Origin of the sequence: Paracoccus sp. UBA889, assembly GCA_002294185.1 — a bacterium.
Classification (GTDB): Bacteria; Pseudomonadota; Alphaproteobacteria; order Rhodobacterales; family Rhodobacteraceae; genus Paracoccus.
On the sequence record DBFD01000075.1, the window covers coordinates 1 to 13,619 of the forward strand.

Below are 13,619 nucleotides of genomic sequence, written 5' to 3' on the forward strand. Positions count from 1 at the left end.
GGATTGCCGTTGGGCAGATACAGGCCCGCAATCCTGACCGCCTCGCTGCCTGTCACCGTCGCTTCGATATAGCGCGCCTGTTCGTCGCCCTCGCCGCCCGGCAGTCCGCGGCGCACATCCTCCAGCGGCAGTTTGGACAGGATCGCAACCCCGTTGAAGCCCTTCTGGCCGTGGGTTTCGACATTCCAGCCCAGATCCTCGAAATGGTCGCGCGGGAAACCCTCGTCCACGGACTTGATCTCTTGCAGGACGACGACATCGGCGTCGGCCCCCGCCAGCCAGCCGGTCAGCGCCCCGATCCGCGCCTTGACACCATTGATGTTGAAGGATGCGATCTTCATGGCCGCAATCTAGATCACCGAGGCGCAGGTCCGCAACCAGATGCGGCGTTCCGGATCCGTAGCCTAAAGGCCGACCAGGGCGCGGGCGAAATCCCCCGCATCGAAGGCGTCGAGATCGTCGATCTGCTCGCCCACGCCGATGGCGTGAATGGGCAGGCCGAACCGGTCGGCCAGGGCGACCAGAACGCCGCCCCGCGCGGTTCCGTCCAGCTTGGTCATCACCAGACCCGAGACATCGGCCAGCCTGCGGAATGTCTCGACCTGGCTCAGCGCATTCTGACCCGTGGTCGCATCCAGAACCAGCAGCGTGTTATGCGGGGCCGAGGGATCCTTCTTGCGGATGACGCGGACGATCTTGGCCAGTTCCTCCATCAGATCCTGACGGTTCTGCAAGCGACCCGCCGTATCGATCAGCAGCAGGTCGGCACCATCGGCCTCGGCCCGGCTCATCGCGTCGAATGCCAGGCTGGCGGGGTCGCTGCCCTGCGCCGCGACCATCACCGGCACGTCCGCGCGACGGCCCCAGACCTGCAATTGTTCGACCGCCGCCGCGCGGAACGTGTCGCCCGCCGCGATGACAACGTTCTTGCCCGCCGCCCTGAACTGGCTGGCCAGTTTGCCGATGGTCGTGGTCTTGCCCGATCCGTTGACGCCGACGACCAGCACCACCTGCGGCTTTTTCGGATACAGAGGCAGCGGGCGCGCGACCGGTTCCATGATCCGTGCCAGTTCGGCGGCCAGCAATTCCTTCAGCTCCGTCGCCGAGACAGGCCGGCCCATCCGCCCCTCGGCGATATTGGCGGTCACGCGCAGGGCCGTTTCGACGCCCAGATCGGCCTGGACCAGCATGTCCTCCAGATCTTCCAGCATCTCGTCGTCCAGCGCCCGGCGGGGCTCGGCCGGCTGGGCGGGTGCACGCGCGAAAAGGCGCCCGACCATGCCGCTGGTGGGTTGCGGGACGGGCGCGGGCGAGGCCGGGCGCGGGGCGATCGGTGTCTCGGGGGGCGCGCGCTCTGCCTCTGCGTCCGCCGCGCCTTCCGCGACGATGTCGTCCAGCCCCTCGCCGATCTTCGAGGAGGATCGGCTCAGCCTTTCGCGCAGTTTGGTGAAAAACGACATGTCCGCATCCTTTTCGTCGCGCAGACCCTAATCATTTGCAACGCCGAGGGAAAGCCGATGCCCCTGCCTTGTTCCTCGAATATGCACGTGGGTCCGGGGGGGGGGAAACCCCCGGCCTCGCCTATCCGCGCATTGCCCGGAACAGGCTTGCCAGATGCCGGGTCGAGGGGTCGTGGCCGGGTGCATCCTTGCCCTTCAGCAGCGGCTCGACCTTCAGAGCCAGTTCCTTGCCCAGTTCGACGCCCCACTGATCAAAGCTGTTGATCCCGAGAATCACCCCCTCGACAAAGACGCGATGCTCGTACAGCGCAACGATCTGACCAAGGGTAAAGGGTGTCAGTTGCGGGATCAGCAGAGTGGTCGAGGGGCGGTTGCCCGGAAAGACCCGGTGACGGGCCTGTCGGTCAAGCTCGGCCCCGTCCAGCCCCTTCGCGGCCATCAAGCTGCGCGCCTCGTCCAGGCTGCGGCCACGCATCAGCGCCTCGGACTGGGCCAGGCAATTGGCGGCCAGCAGAATGTGGTGTTGGGCCAGGTCGTCCTCGTGACCGCGCGCGGCCAGGATGAATTCGCACGGCACGATCACGGTGCCCTGATGGATCAACTGGTAGAAGGCGTGCTGGCCATTGGTGCCCGGCTCGCCCCAGACCACGGGGCCGGAGGTGGTGGTCAGATCGCTGCCATCCATGGCCACGCGCTTGCCATTCGATTCCATTTCAAGCTGTTGCAGATAGGCCGGCAGCCGCAGCAGGCGGTTGTCGTAGGGCAGCACGGCGCGCGTCGGATAGCCGCAGATCTGATGATGCCAGATCCCCGTCAGCGCCAGCAGGACCGGCAGGTTCCCCGCCAGCGGCGCGGTGCGGAAATGCGCGTCCATCGCCGCGCCGCCTGCCAGGAAGCGGTCGAAATCCTCGGGCCCGACGGCCAGCATCAGCGACAGCCCGATCGGCCCCCAGACCGAATAACGCCCGCCGACCCAATCCTCGAAGCCGAACACGCGGGCAGGGTCGATGCCAAAATCCGCGGTCCTGTCGGCGGCCGAGGACAGTGCCGCGAATTGCGCCGCCGGTTCGCTGACGGATCTCGCCATCCAGTCGCGCGCCGTGCGCGCATTCGTCATCGTCTCGATGGTGGTAAAGGTCTTCGAGGCCACGATGACCAGCGTCGTGGCCGGGTCCAGCCCGGCCAGCGTATCGGCGATATCGGCCCCGTCCACGTTCGACACGAAATGCGTCCGTGGCCCGTCGTGATAGGGTGCCAGCGCCAGAACGGCCATGGCCGGGCCCAGATCGGAACCGCCAATGCCGATATTCACCACATCGGTGATGCGCCCGCCCTGCCCCGTGAAGCCGCCGTCGCGAACGTCGCGGGCAAAGGCCGCCATCCGGTCATGCGTCTCGCGCACGGCGGGCATCACGTCCTGGCCGTCCACGCTCACGCTGCCCGCAAGATTGCGCAGGGCGGTATGCAGCACCGCCCGCCCCTCGGTCTCGTTGATCTTCCGCCCCGAGAACATCGCCTCGCGCCGCGCCTCGATTTGCGCGCCGGTGGCCAGTTCCAGCAGCAGGTCGCGCGCGGTCGCATCGATCATGGTCTTGGAATAATCGAAGACCAGATCGTCGGCGCTGGCGCAGAAATCCCTCGCGCGGCCGGAATCGGCCTGGAAAAGACCGGTGATGCGATCTTCGCCCTGTTCCGCGCGGTGGGTTCTCAGGCGGGTCCAGTGATCGGCCATGATCGTCTCCGTCATTCCGCCCAGTGGACGATGGCGTTGTCCAGAAAGGCGCGGATCGGCGCCTCTTGCGGGCTCAGCTTCTGGGCGCGTTCCAGCGCCTCGCGCTTTTCCGGACCCATGATCAGAAGGTGGATGTTGATCGCGTCGGCCAGAACCGGCCGGGTCAGGGTGATGCGCGGCTCTTCCGCGCCCTCGGCGCGGATCGCCATGACCGGTGGCGCATCGCTGGCAAGGGCCGCCTCCAGATGATCGGCGCCGGGGAACAGGCTGGCGGTGTGCATGTCATTGCCCATGCCCAGCAGGGCCACGGTGATCGGCAGATGCGGTGCGATCGCCTCGGCCAGCGCCCCGGTCGCGTCATCGGGCTGCGGATCGCCGGTATAGAGGTCGATATAGCGCGCCGCCGCCGCCTTGTCCTGCAACAGGTGCCGCCGCAGAAGGCGGCTGTTGGACCGCTTGTGTTCGCCATCGACCCAGCGTTCGTCGCCCAGAAAGACCGTCACCCGCCCCCAATCCAGATCGCTGCCGCTGAGAGTGTCGAAGACCTGCATCGGAGAGGTGCCGCCCGGCACGCAGAGGCTGGCGGCCTCATGGGCGCGCAGATGCTGGGACAGTTGCGAGGCCAGCCGGTCGGCCAGCGACAGGGCCAGCATCTCGCGGTCGGGATATTCCTTGAACTCCATGCTCATGACCGGATTTCCCTCCACCTTCGGTTGTCGCGATGCATCAGCCGCAACGCTTCTTCCGGCCCCGAGGATCCCGCGTCATAGGGTTCGGGCCTGCGCTTGCTGTCCTCCCACGCGGCGATGATCGGATCGGTCCAGGCCCAGGCGGCCTCGACCTCGTCACCGCGCATGAACAGGGTCTGGTTGCCCCGGATCACGTCCATGATCAACCGTTCGTAGGCGTCGGGCATCTCGGCCCCTTCGGGGCCAAGCGCCTCGGCAAAGGACATGTCCAGCGGCACCTGCACCAGACGCATCCCGCCCGGCCCCGGTTCCTTGATCATCACCTTCAGGTTCATACCCTCGTTCGGTTGCAGCCGGATGACAAGCTCGTTCGCCTTGGGCGCGCCGGTCTCGTCAAAGATCGAATGCGGCGGCTCCTTGAAGGTGATCGCGATCTCGCTGGTCCGGGCGCGCAGCTTCTTGCCGGTGCGCAGATAGAAGGGCGTGCCCTGCCAGCGCCAGTTCGAGATGCGGACCTTCATCGCGACATAGCTTTCGGTGCGCGAATCGGGATTTTCCGCGTCATCGACATAGCCGCCATCCTTGCCCTGTGCCTGATACTGGCCGCGCACGATCTCGGACGGCTCGACAGGCTCCAGCGCGCGGATCACCTTCAGCTTCTCGTCGCGCACGGCGTCGGGGTCGAAATGGTAGGGCGGCTCCATCGCGATCAGACACAGAAGCTGCATCATGTGGTTCTGGACCATGTCCCGGATCGCGCCGGATCGGTCGTAATAGCCGCCGCGCCCGGCAACGCCCACGGTCTCGGCCACGGTGATCTGGACGTGATCGACATATTGCGCGTTCCACAAGGGTTCGAACAGGATGTTGGCGAACCGGACGGCCATCAGGTTCTGCACCGTTTCCTTGCCCAGATAATGGTCGATCCGATAGATCTGATGTTCATCGAAATGCTGCGCCAGGATCCGGTTCAGTGCGCGGGCCGATTCCAGATCGCGACCGAAGGGCTTTTCGACCACGATTCGGCTGTCAACGTCGGCAATGCCGTGGCTGTGCAACCGTTCCGCCAGATCGCCGAACAGCGAGGGCGCGACCGAGAAATAGAAGGCATGGACCATGCCGTCGCGCATTCGCTTTCGCAGTTCCTTCCAGCCGCCCTCGCCCTTTGCATCGATGGAGACGTAACCCAGCAGGGCGAGAAACCTGGCAAGATTCGGGTCATTTTTTCTGACCTTGCCGAATTCGACGATGGCCTTGGATGCCTGGTCGCGAAAGCCATCATCGTCCATCTCGGATCGCGCGGCGCCGATGATGCGTGCGGTGTCGGGGAATTGCCCGGCCACGAACCGCCTGAACAGGCCCGGCAAGATCTTGCGATGGGCCAGATCGCCCGTCGCCCCGAAGATCACGAGGTCGAAATCATCGACCGGAATGACGCGCGAGACCATGCTGTCCTCCTTGACCCTGGCACCTGCCATACTTCTTGTTAGCGTTAACAGCAACGTGCTTCAACCTTTCAGTCTCTTGGCCAGCCGCGGAAGCCGGCACCGCCTCAGCATTTCGGCGCGGCTCATCGCGCCGCCCAGCCGCGCGGCCTTGTCCCGCGCCGCATCGACGGCTTGATCGACCGCCGAAGGATCGCGGTCGTACAGATCCAGAAGGAACAGGTCGGGGTGGGTGGCGCGAAGATCAAGCCGCGCCATCAGGGACCGCGGAAAGTCGCGCAGATTCGCCGTCACGATCAGCGGCGCGGCCGCGTCCAACGCCGCCTCGACGACGTGCCTGTCGGCGGGATCGGGAAAGGTCATGTCGATCGTCCGCACGCCGTCATCGGCTGCGATCGCATCGGGGAATCGGTCCGTCAGCAGGGCGATCTCGGCCCCTGCCACGACTTCCTGATCGGATCCCAGCCGGGCGGCGGCGCGGCGCCATTCCTCAAGGATGCGTGCCGACCAAACCGGATCATAAAGTCCGGCCGCGCCCAGATCGGCCAGGATCTCTCGCAGGATCGTGGGAAACAGGATGTTGGCGTCCAGGACTGCCCGCATCAGCCGTCCAGCCGGAAGAACAGGGCTTTCAGATAGCCGGTCTCGGCCAGTTGCGGCAGAACCGGATGATCCGGCCCGGCCTGTCCGACATGGATCAGAACGCCGCGCCGGCCGCCCCGCCCGATACCGCGCGCGCTGACATTGCGAAAGGCGGTCAGGTCGGCGGCATGGCTGCACGAGCACAGGACCAGATAACCGCCCGGCGCGACCAGGGGCGCGGCCAGCTTCGCCACCCGCTCATAGGCGCGCAAACCCGCCTCAAGCGCCGGTTTCGAGGGCGCGAAGGCGGGCGGATCGCAGATGACCAGATCGAAATGCCGGCCCTCCTCGGCCATCGCCTCCATCGCCTTGAACGCGTCGGATTGGCGTGTTTCCAGACGGTCGGCCATCCCCATCGCCGCAGCCCCGCCAGCCGCCAGATCCAGCGCCGGCGCCGAGCCGTCAACGCAGACGGCGCCGGTCGCCCCGGCAGCCAGCGCGGCCAGCGCGAAACCGCCGACATGGCTGAACACATCCAGCACCGACAGTCCGGCGGCAAGACTTTGCGTGAAGGCATGGTTGGGGCGCTGATCGTAGAACAGGCCCGTCTTCTGGCCACCCATCAGATCGGCCATGTAGGTTGCGCCGTTCATCACCACCGGAACCGGCGCGTCGGGGGCCGGGCCCAGCACGACCTCGGTCCGCTCGGTCAGACCCTCCAGCCCTCGCGACCGCCCCTGACCGTTCAGGATCACGGTCGCGACGTCTGTCGCCTCGACCAGCGCCCCGGCGATCTCGCCGGTCATTCGGTCCGCCCAGGCGGCGTTGGGCTGCATCACCGCGACATCTCCGAACCGGTCGATGACCAGCCCCGGCAGACCATCCGCTTCCGCATGGACCAGCCGATAGAACGGCGCATCGTAGATCCGCCGCCGCATCGCCAGCGCCCGCGCCATCTTCGCACGCAGCCAGGCCGCGTCGATTCGCGCCGCCGGATCGGCATCCATCACCCGCGCGACGATCTTCGAGGCCGGGTTGACCGTCACCAGCGCAAGCGGACGCCGCTCGGCATCCTCCAGCACGGCAAATTCGCCCGGCGCGACGGCGCGCGTGCGCCGGTCCAGCACCGCCTCGTCGGCGAAGACCCACGGGAAACCATGGCGGATCGCCTGCGGCTTGGCCTTGGGCTTCAGCCGGATCACGGCCAGATCTGACATCGCGAACACTCCTTTGCGGCTGATCTGGCACGGGCTTTTGCGATGCACAAGCGCCGGCCCGGACTTCCGCGGGCAAATATCGCAGAGATCAACATCCCGGCGACCGGGGCCGCGCCCCCTGCCCGGCCACCGGCGGCACAGGGATTGAACCGTTACCGCTAACAGCGTATAGTCTTGCCAAAGCCAGAGGAGTTCGCCCGATGAAACTTCACGCCACCATCGACCGCGTCACCGACCGCATTCGTCGCCGGTCGCAGCAATCCCGCGACGCCTATCTGAAAAAGATCGCCAGGGCGGCCGAGGACGGGCCGCGTCGGGCGCATCTGTCCTGCGGCAACCAGGCCCACGCCTATGCGGCGATGGACGACAAGGACGACATGGCGACGACCCGCAAACCCAATATCGGCGTGGTCACGGCCTATAATGACATGCTGTCGGCGCATCAGCCCTATGAACGCTATCCCGACATCATCCGCCGCGCGGGCCATGCGGCCGGGGCGACCGTGCAGGTCGCGGGCGGCGTGCCCGCCATGTGCGACGGCGTCACTCAGGGCCGGGCCGGAATGGAACTGTCGCTGTTTTCCCGCGATGTGATCGCACTGGCAACCGGTGTGGCGCTGTCGCATGATTGCTTTGACGCCGCGCTTTACCTGGGCGTCTGCGACAAGATCGTGCCGGGTCTTGTCATCGGCGCTGCGACCTTCGGCCATATCCCGGCAGTCTTCATTCCCGCCGGGCCGATGCCCTCGGGTCTGCCCAACGACGAGAAATCAAAAATCCGCCAGCAATTCGCTGCCGGCGAGGTGGGTCGCGACGCGCTGATGGCGGCCGAGATGGCCAGCTACCATTCGCCCGGCACCTGCACCTTCTACGGCACCGCCAACAGCAACCAGATGCTGATGGAATTCATGGGCCTGCACCTGCCCGGATCCAGCTTCGTGAATCCGAACACGCCGCTGCGCGAGGCGCTGACCGTGGCGGGCGTCGAACGCGCCGCCGCGATGACGCGGCTGGGCAACGAATACCTGCCGGCGGGCGAAATCCTGGACGAAAAGGCCTTTGTCAACGGCATCGTCGGGCTGATGGCGACGGGTGGATCGACCAATCTGGTGATGCATATTCCGGCCATGGCGCGGGCGGCGGGCGTTCTGATCGACATCGAGGATTTCCACGATCTGTCCGAAGCCGTGCCGCTGATGGCGCGGGTCTATCCGAACGGCCTGGCTGACGTGAACCACTTCCACGCCGCCGGCGGGCTGGGCTACATGATCGGCCAGCTGCTGGAGGCCGGATTGCTGCATCCCGACGTGCGCACGATCAACGGCACCGGACTGGACGGCTATACCGCCGAGCCGAAACTGGACGGCGATCGTCTTCGCTGGGAAGCAGGATCGAAAGACACGCTGAACGACAGGATCCTGCGCCCGGTCAGCGATCCCTTCGCCAGAACCGGCGGACTGAAGCAGCTGGAGGGCAATCTGGGCCGGGGTGTCATCAAGGTCAGTGCCGTCGCCGAGGAACGCCACGTGATCGAAGCAAAGGCCCGAGTCTTTTCCGATCAGGAAGACGTCAAGACCGCCTTTCGCGCCGGCGAATTCACCGAAGACACGATCGTCGTGGTCCGCTTTCAGGGACCGCGCGCCAACGGCATGCCCGAACTGCATTCGCTGACGCCGACGCTGGCCGTGTTGCAGGATCGCGGGCTGAGGGTCGCGCTGGTCACGGATGGGCGCATGTCGGGCGCGTCGGGCAAGGTGCCCGCCGCGATCCATATCTCGCCCGAAGCCTCGGTCGGCGGGCCGCTGTCGCGGGTCCATGACGGCGACATGATCCGGCTGGATGCGACGATGGGCACCATCGACTGCCTGGCAGAGGACTTCGACAATCGCAAACCCGCAGCCTTCGACCCCGGCCCCAGCAGTCAGGGGATGGGCCGCGAGATGTTCGCCTTCTTCCGCGCCAATGCCTGTGACGCGACCGAAGGGGCCGCCTGCGTCGTCTGAGGCAGAGGGCGCCACCGGTTCCTCCGCGTCCCGCAGGGTGCGGCGCGACTGTTCGCCGAAATTCAGCGCAGAACGCGGCGGCGGTCGGGATCACGCCCAGGATTTCGGACCGATCCGAGGCGATGCCAAGGACGCGATCGCGCCCGGCCTGCGACCTGACACAGCGCCGGCAAAGCCATCCATTCAACCGATCTGCGGCGGACCGAAACGCCGGATCATCCGGTCGCGGATCTGGTCGCGCGTCTGGCGATAAGCGGCCAGCCTGGCTTCGCGCCCCTCTGCCAGCCCGGTCGGATCCATGATCGGCCAGTATTCGATATCCAGATGATACAGCCGCGTCATTTCCAGCGCCAGCCTCTGGCTGGCCGGAGACAGGGCGACGATCAGATCGAACCCGCCAAGATCGTCGCCCCAATCCTGCATCTCGTCGAAACTGCGGCTGCGATGATTGGCGATCACGACCCCGATCTCGTCGCAGACGCTGATCGCGAAGCCGTCCACATCCATCCCGCCCCTCACCCCGGCCGATTGGACATAGGCGGCGCGGCCATAGAATTTCTTCATCATCCCCTCGGCCATGGGCGAACGGACGGAATTGTGGTCGCAGCAGAACAGGATCGAATGCGGGATCTTGTCCTGCGACATCGGATCAGGCCTGCGGGACCAGTGCGCAAATCAGCGTGAACAGCCGCCGCGCGGTGTCGATGTCCAGATCGGCCTTGCCCTGAAGACGTTCCTGCAAGGTCCGCGCGCCCTCGTTATGGATGCCGCGACGAGCCATGTCGATGGCCTCGATCTGCGCCGTGGGCAGTTTCTTGACCGCGTCGAAATAGCTTTGGCAGATCTGGAAGTAATCCTTGACCACCTGCCGGAATGGTCCCAGCGACAGGTGAAATTCGGCCACCGGTCGATGATCTTCGGTGGCCAGATCGAAGACCAGCCGGCCTTCGCGGATGCACAATTGCAGCACATAAGGGCCTTCGGGCACCGGCAAGCCGTCCCGGCCCGGCACCACGAAGCTGTTATCCTCGATCAGATCGAAGATCGCGACGCGGCGTTCCTGCTCCATCTCGGGCGTCGCGGGCGCGATGGCCGAGTCGTCGATGTCGATCCGTGTGATCCGGCTCATGCCTCGTCCCTCTCATTCAGCAGCGCCAGCCGCGCCTCGACGGATGCGCCATGGGCGTGCAGGCCCTCGGCGGCGGCCAGCCTGACCGCGGCCGGGCCGATTGCCGCCAGCGCGCCGGGCGTCAGCCGCGCCATCGTCGTGCGTTTCAGGAAATCCAGCACCGAAAGCCCGGACGAGAACCGGGCCGAGCGTGCGGTCGGCAGAACGTGATTCGGGCCGCTGACATAATCGCCCACCGCCTCGGGCGTATGCGCGCCAAGGAAGATCGCGCCGGCATGGATGCATCTTTCGGCCAGGGCCTCGGGTTCATCGACGCAGAGTTCCAGATGTTCCGGGGCGATGCGGTTGGACAGGTCGGCCGCCTCGCCCAGATCGCGCGCGATGATGATGGTGCCATAGTCGCGCCAGCTTGCACCCGCGATTCCCGCGCGCGGCAAGGTCGGCAGCAATCGGTCAACGGCGCCGGCAACGGCATGGGCCAGCCCCGGATCGGTCGTGATCAGGATCGATTGCGCATCCGCGTCATGTTCCGCCTGGGCCAGCAGATCCAGCGCCAGCCAGTCGGGGTTCTGCGCCCCTTCGGCGATGATCAACACTTCGGACGGGCCTGCGATCATGTCGATGCCCACACGGCCAAAGACCTGTTTCTTGGCCGCAGCGACAAAGGCATTGCCGGGGCCGGTGATCTTGTCCACCGGGCGGATCGTCCCGGTCCCATAGGCCATTGCCGCCACCGCCTGGGCGCCACCCACGCGATAAATCTCGTCCACGCCGGACAATTGCGCGGCCAGAAGGACCAGCGGATTGATGATTCCGTCCGGCGTCGGCACGCAGATCACCAGCCTTTCGACACCGGCCACCCGCGCCGGAATCGCGTTCATCAGGACCGAGGACGGATAGGCCGCCTGCCCGCCCGGCACATAAAGCCCCGCCGCCGACACCGGCGTCCAGCGCCAGCCCAGGGTCGCGCCTTCGGGATCGGTCCAGCTTGCACCCTCGGGCATCTGCCTTGCGTGATAGGCGCGGATCCGCTCGGCCGCCAGGATCAGGGCGGCCCGATCCCGGGGACCGACCTTGGCCACTTCGGCCTCGATCTCGTCGGGCGCGAACCGTATCCTGTCGGGGGTCAGTTCCAGCCGGTCGAACCGCGCCGTCAATTCGCACAGGACCGCATCACCGCGCGCGCGGACATCGGCGATGATGCCCGCCACGACCGCGTTAACATCGCCTGAATCCTCGCGCTTGGCCGACAGCATCGCGGCGAAGCGGGCGTCAAAATCGTCATCGGATGTGTTCAGCGTGACCGGCATCGTCTTCCCCTGCAATCGCGCCTTGTTAGCGACAAGCCGGGGTTGCCTCAAGCCGCGGCCGGCGCCGATCCCTGATACCGGCGCGAAAGCGGCGCCCCGGCGCCGTCATGCGCCTCAATCCGGATGCGAGGGCGCCTTGCCGGACACGGCCCGATAGGGTCGGGTCACGTCGCGCAGATCCAGATTGATGCATTCCACCTCGGCGGCCAGCGTGCCATCGCCCGAAAATTCCAGCAGCAGCCGCCCGCAGCCGTCCACCCCGGCCTGCCAGCCGATCGTCAGCAATTCCAGAACCGTGTCGGCGTCACGGGTGATCCCGTCGCTTTCCAGCGAGATCACGTCACCGATGGTCAGCAGGGCCTGCACCCGTTCGAAATCGCGTCCCTCGGCGCGGGCCTTGTCCGCATCCTCCCATCGGAAGCGGTTCACCAGCAGCGCCAGACGCCGCGCCCTGGGGTCATGGATGATCTCGGACGCGGGCAGGATCGCATCCTGCACCAGCGCCGACAGGATCTTCAGATCGGCCTCGTCCTCGGCCCGCAGGGCCAGCGGTCGGGGATCTCCGTCAGCGAAACGCGCATCCTGGGCCATGTCCTATTCCTCCTTCACCCTCTCGATATGCGCACCGACGCCGCGCAGCTTGCGCACCACATGTTCATAGCCGCGATCCAGATGATAGACCCGACGCAGAATGGTCTGCCCCTCGGCCGCCATTCCAGCCAGGATCAGGCTGACAGAGGCGCGCAGATCGGTCGCCATGACCGGCGCGCCGCGCAGCGCCTCGACCCCGGTGACGGTGGCATGACCGCCATGCACGTCGATCCGCGCACCCATCCGGGTCAGTTCCGGCGCGTGCATGAAACGGTTCTCGAAAATCGTCTCTTCCAGCACGCTGCGACCGTCGGCCAGACACATCAGCGCCATGAACTGGGCCTGAAGATCGGTCGGAAAGCCCGGAAACGGCGCCGTGGTCACATCGACGGCCCGAACCCGGCCATTGCGCCGCGCGACCTTCAGCCCGCGCGGCGTTTCCTCGACGCTGATACCCGCTTCGTCCAGCTTCTCGCAGAACGCCGCCAGCAGGTCGATCCGACCGCCGAGGCATTCGACCTCGCCGCCGCAGATCGCCGGGGCCAGCATGTAGGTGCCCAGTTCGATCCGGTCGGTGACGACAGGATGGGTCGCACCGTGCAGCGAATCGACCCCTTCGATGGTGATCGTGTCGCTGCCCTCGCCCTCGATCTGTGCGCCCATCGCCCGCAGGCACCGTGCCAGATCGACGATCTCGGGCTCGCGCGCGGCATTCTTCAGGATCGTGGTGCCGCGGGCCAGGGTCGCGGCCATCAGCGCATTCTCGGTCGCGCCGACCGAAACCAGCGGGAAATCGACCACGGCGCCCCGAAGTCCTCCTGCCGGCGCGGTGGCGTGAACATATCCGTCGCGCAGATCCAGATCGGCCCCCATCGCCTCAAGCGCCTTGAGATGCAGATCGACCGGACGCGCGCCGATGGCGCAGCCGCCGGGCAACGAGACCTCGGCCTGGCCGAACCGCGCCAAGAGCGGACCCAGCACCAGGATCGAGGCCCGCATCCTGCGCACGATCTCGTAATCGGCGCGGTGGCTGGTCAGATCGTGGCTGGACATGGCCAGCACCTGCCCGTCCTGAAGGCCGCTCACTTCGGCCCCCAGGCTTTGCAGCAGGGCCGTCATGGTGCGGATATCCGACAGTCGCGGTGCATTGGTCAGCGTCAGCGGCTGATCCGAAAGCAGCGTCGCCGGCATCAGCGCAAGGCAGGCATTCTTCGCGCCCGCGATGGGAATTTCGCCCCTCAGCGGCCCGTTTCCCTGAACGATGATCTGGTCCATCTAGCTGTCGTCCCCGCCCGTCTCGCTGGCTTCATCCTCATCCGGGTCGGGGGCCGAGGCCTCGCGCGCGCGCGCCTGCGCCTTGCGCCGTTGCAGGTTGGCCCGCAACGCGGCGCGAAGCCTGTCCGCGCGCGTCTCGGGTTCCTGTCTGTTTCTGTCCCGTCCGGTCATGCTTCCTGTTATCGC

At 66.3% G+C, this 13,619-nt stretch carries 14 protein-coding genes; 1 reads left to right on the top strand and 13 read right to left on the bottom strand.

Annotated elements, in window-relative coordinates; translation table 11 throughout:
- The 7 genes from B4L36_RS15050 to B4L36_RS15080 form a co-directional block, all read right to left on the bottom strand.
- Positions 1-341 (bottom strand): exodeoxyribonuclease III (locus tag B4L36_RS15050; protein WP_292958849.1); only part of this gene is annotated, 341 nt, incomplete at its 3' end.
- Between the two features lie 63 nt (positions 342-404).
- Positions 405-1,460 carry a signal recognition particle-docking protein FtsY gene (ftsY, locus tag B4L36_RS15055; RefSeq protein WP_292958851.1) on the bottom strand — a complete coding sequence of 352 codons (1,056 nt, stop codon included), beginning with the start codon at positions 1,458-1,460 and terminating at the stop codon, positions 405-407.
- Positions 1,461-1,581: 121 nt separating this feature from the next.
- On the bottom strand, positions 1,582-3,192 hold the full coding sequence (gene pgi, locus B4L36_RS15060; protein WP_292958937.1) for a glucose-6-phosphate isomerase: 1,611 nt from the start codon (positions 3,190-3,192) through the stop codon (positions 1,582-1,584).
- 11 nt (positions 3,193-3,203) lie between these two features.
- The gene (gene pgl / locus B4L36_RS15065) at positions 3,204-3,875 is read right to left on the bottom strand and encodes a 6-phosphogluconolactonase (RefSeq protein WP_292958939.1); all 672 of its coding nucleotides are present in this window, start codon (positions 3,873-3,875) and stop codon (positions 3,204-3,206) included.
- 2 nt (positions 3,876-3,877) lie between these two features.
- Entirely contained in the window at positions 3,878-5,329 is a 1,452-nt protein-coding gene (zwf, locus tag B4L36_RS15070; protein ID WP_292958853.1) for a glucose-6-phosphate dehydrogenase, read from the bottom strand.
- A gap of 60 nt (positions 5,330-5,389) precedes the next feature.
- The gene (locus tag B4L36_RS15075; RefSeq protein ID WP_292958855.1) at positions 5,390-5,929 is read right to left on the bottom strand and encodes an RSP_2648 family PIN domain-containing protein; all 540 of its coding nucleotides are present in this window, start codon (positions 5,927-5,929) and stop codon (positions 5,390-5,392) included.
- The gene (locus B4L36_RS15080) at positions 5,929-7,125 is read right to left on the bottom strand and encodes an RSP_2647 family RNA methyltransferase (RefSeq protein ID WP_292958857.1); all 1,197 of its coding nucleotides are present in this window, start codon (positions 7,123-7,125) and stop codon (positions 5,929-5,931) included. The genes B4L36_RS15075 and B4L36_RS15080 overlap by 1 nt, the downstream gene beginning before the upstream one ends.
- A 200-nt stretch (positions 7,126-7,325) precedes the next feature.
- Between B4L36_RS15080 and edd the strand changes: the two genes are divergently transcribed.
- A complete protein-coding gene (gene edd, locus B4L36_RS15085) occupies positions 7,326-9,128 on the top strand; it encodes a phosphogluconate dehydratase (RefSeq protein ID WP_292958859.1) in 1,803 nt (600 codons plus the stop codon).
- 183 nt (positions 9,129-9,311) lie between these two features.
- Here edd and B4L36_RS15090 read toward each other — a convergent pair whose 3' ends face one another.
- From B4L36_RS15090 to B4L36_RS15115, 6 genes are all read right to left on the bottom strand, one after another.
- Positions 9,312-9,773: a low molecular weight phosphatase family protein gene (locus tag B4L36_RS15090; RefSeq protein WP_292958861.1), complete on the bottom strand. Its 462-nt coding sequence runs from the start codon at positions 9,771-9,773 to the stop codon at positions 9,312-9,314.
- Between the two features lie 4 nt (positions 9,774-9,777).
- Positions 9,778-10,257, bottom strand: coding sequence for a UPF0262 family protein (locus tag B4L36_RS15095; protein ID WP_292958863.1), 480 nt, complete (start codon positions 10,255-10,257; stop codon positions 9,778-9,780).
- On the bottom strand, positions 10,254-11,567 hold the full coding sequence (gene hisD / locus B4L36_RS15100) for a histidinol dehydrogenase (RefSeq protein WP_292958941.1): 1,314 nt from the start codon (positions 11,565-11,567) through the stop codon (positions 10,254-10,256). Before hisD ends, B4L36_RS15095 begins: the two co-directional genes overlap by 4 nt.
- A 114-nt stretch (positions 11,568-11,681) precedes the next feature.
- A complete protein-coding gene (locus B4L36_RS15105; RefSeq protein ID WP_292958865.1) occupies positions 11,682-12,158 on the bottom strand; it encodes a DUF2948 family protein in 477 nt (158 codons plus the stop codon).
- 3 nt (positions 12,159-12,161) lie between these two features.
- Positions 12,162-13,433, bottom strand: a complete 1,272-nt coding sequence (murA, locus tag B4L36_RS15110; RefSeq protein WP_292958867.1) for a UDP-N-acetylglucosamine 1-carboxyvinyltransferase — start codon at positions 13,431-13,433, stop codon at positions 12,162-12,164.
- Positions 13,434-13,604: a hypothetical protein gene (locus B4L36_RS15115; RefSeq protein ID WP_292958869.1), complete on the bottom strand. Its 171-nt coding sequence runs from the start codon at positions 13,602-13,604 to the stop codon at positions 13,434-13,436.
- Positions 13,605-13,619 lie beyond the last annotated feature (15 nt).

Coding starts and splice junctions, on each gene's coding strand:
- ftsY (WP_292958851.1), bottom strand. CDS start 1,460: ATGTCGTTTTTCACCAAACTGCGCGAAAGGCTGAGCCGATCCTCCTCG.
- pgi (WP_292958937.1), bottom strand. CDS start 3,192: ATGGCCGATCACTGGACCCGCCTGAGAACCCACCGCGCGGAACAGGGC.
- pgl (WP_292958939.1), bottom strand. CDS start 3,875: ATGGAGTTCAAGGAATATCCCGACCGCGAGATGCTGGCCCTGTCGCTG.
- zwf (WP_292958853.1), bottom strand. CDS start 5,329: ATGGTCTCGCGCGTCATTCCGGTCGATGATTTCGACCTCGTGATCTTC.
- B4L36_RS15075 (WP_292958855.1), bottom strand. CDS start 5,929: ATGCGGGCAGTCCTGGACGCCAACATCCTGTTTCCCACGATCCTGCGA.
- B4L36_RS15080 (WP_292958857.1), bottom strand. CDS start 7,125: ATGTCAGATCTGGCCGTGATCCGGCTGAAGCCCAAGGCCAAGCCGCAG.
- edd (WP_292958859.1), top strand. CDS start 7,326: ATGAAACTTCACGCCACCATCGACCGCGTCACCGACCGCATTCGTCGC.
- B4L36_RS15090 (WP_292958861.1), bottom strand. CDS start 9,773: ATGTCGCAGGACAAGATCCCGCATTCGATCCTGTTCTGCTGCGACCAC.
- B4L36_RS15095 (WP_292958863.1), bottom strand. CDS start 10,257: ATGAGCCGGATCACACGGATCGACATCGACGACTCGGCCATCGCGCCC.
- hisD (WP_292958941.1), bottom strand. CDS start 11,567: ATGCCGGTCACGCTGAACACATCCGATGACGATTTTGACGCCCGCTTC.
- B4L36_RS15105 (WP_292958865.1), bottom strand. CDS start 12,158: ATGGCCCAGGATGCGCGTTTCGCTGACGGAGATCCCCGACCGCTGGCC.
- murA (WP_292958867.1), bottom strand. CDS start 13,433: ATGGACCAGATCATCGTTCAGGGAAACGGGCCGCTGAGGGGCGAAATT.
- B4L36_RS15115 (WP_292958869.1), bottom strand. CDS start 13,604: ATGACCGGACGGGACAGAAACAGACAGGAACCCGAGACGCGCGCGGAC.